The following is a 1,375-nucleotide window of genomic DNA, read 5'->3' as shown; positions in this document are numbered from 1 at the left end:
ACCGCCTTCTTCCCGCGGGCGCCCGCTCGGGCCGAGACGGCCGGCTCGATCAAGTCGTCCATCGTGCAGTCGAGGATGTCCAGCAGCGCCATCAGGATCTTCAGGCTCAGCCGTTCGGGTCGCTCGACCACGAGCCGGTAGACCTGACTGGACGACAAGGTGATGCCGCGCTGCTCCAGCGGCTCGATCAGATCGGTGGTCGCGAACATGCCGCCGGCGGCCATGACCGTGCGCAGATGCCAGTGGTAGTCGAGCTTGGCGGGCATCATCAGTCCTTGTCTGCTGGAGGGGTCCGACCAAGCACGGGCGCGAGCGCCTTGTGCAGCATGGTGTTCATGAAATCGGAGCTGACGTGGGTGTAGATGGCCGTGGAACTGTCGCATTCGTGCCCAACCTGGGATTGGATGAACCGCCGGTCAACACCATCTTCGGTGAGGTGCGTGACAAAGGAGTGACGGATTGAGTGGGGCACAAGGTCTTTCGGCAACTTCAGCGCATCCCGATAGGAGACGAACCGAGCGTTGATCTCCGCGGCCTTGATCCGCCCGCCCCGCTCGGTCACCCACAGCGCCGGATGATCGGGGCAGCCGAACTTCGGCCGCACATTCTCGACATAATCAGCGACCGCCTCTACCGCCCAATCCATCACCGACAACACGTTCCGCCGCCGCGGCGGCTGTCCCCGTTTCGCCTTGCCGTAACGCACGTTGAGCGTGCCGAACCTGCCGAACTGCGGCGCCGCAGGATTGCGGCCGAAATCCACCAGGTCAAGTTTGGCGGTCTCGGTCCGACGCAACCCCCACCCGTAGATCACCTTGAAGACGGTGGCATCGCGGAAAGCAGCAAGGGCCCCTTTACGTTTCGCCCGCACCGCACGATCGACCTGGTCGTCGGCGTAGTCCAGGAACCGCTGCATCTCCTCACGTGTGAACGGCCTGGCCTCCGGCCGACCCTCGTAGTCGTTCAAATGCGCGATCGTGTTCCATTCGTGGCAGATCGCCACCGGATGGGTGCCGAACTCTTCCTCGCATGCCAACGCCCACCCGTAGCGGCCGTCGATCAGAAACTCGCTGAACAGCCGTAACGAGCATTGGTAGCCGCGGATCGTCGACGGTGCCAGGTGCTTCTCGCTGACCAACCAGAGCGACCACTCGTCGATATGCGTCGGGGTCCACTGCCACGGATAGTCATTGACGAAATCCATGAACCGACGGACCAGCTTCTCCCGCGCCGTGACTGTCTCCTCACGAAGCCCCCGAGCAGCCTGCTGAGCACGCCAGCCACGAAACATCGCCTCCGCCATCGCATCTTGCGGACGCAGGTGTGCGATACCGGACACCAGCTCCAGATGTGCTGCCCCAGCCAGATCAACCTG

2 protein-coding genes are annotated in these 1,375 nt (G+C 63.3%); both read right to left on the bottom strand.

The features are described 5' to 3' along the window. Window positions 1-266, bottom strand: a 266-nt coding sequence (locus H7I57_RS10420; RefSeq protein ID WP_264023411.1) for a helix-turn-helix domain-containing protein, incomplete at its 3' end; no start/stop codon positions are given. Between the two features lie 2 nt (window positions 267-268). Then, on the bottom strand, window positions 269-1,375 hold a 1,107-nt coding region (locus H7I57_RS10415; RefSeq protein ID WP_443678331.1), incomplete at its 5' end, for a tyrosine-type recombinase/integrase.

Origin of the sequence: Mycolicibacterium pyrenivorans (assembly GCF_025821625.1) — a bacterium.
GTDB lineage: Bacteria > Actinomycetota > Actinomycetes > Mycobacteriales > Mycobacteriaceae > Mycobacterium > Mycobacterium pyrenivorans.
This window is presented reverse-complemented; position numbering and strand designations above follow the sequence as displayed.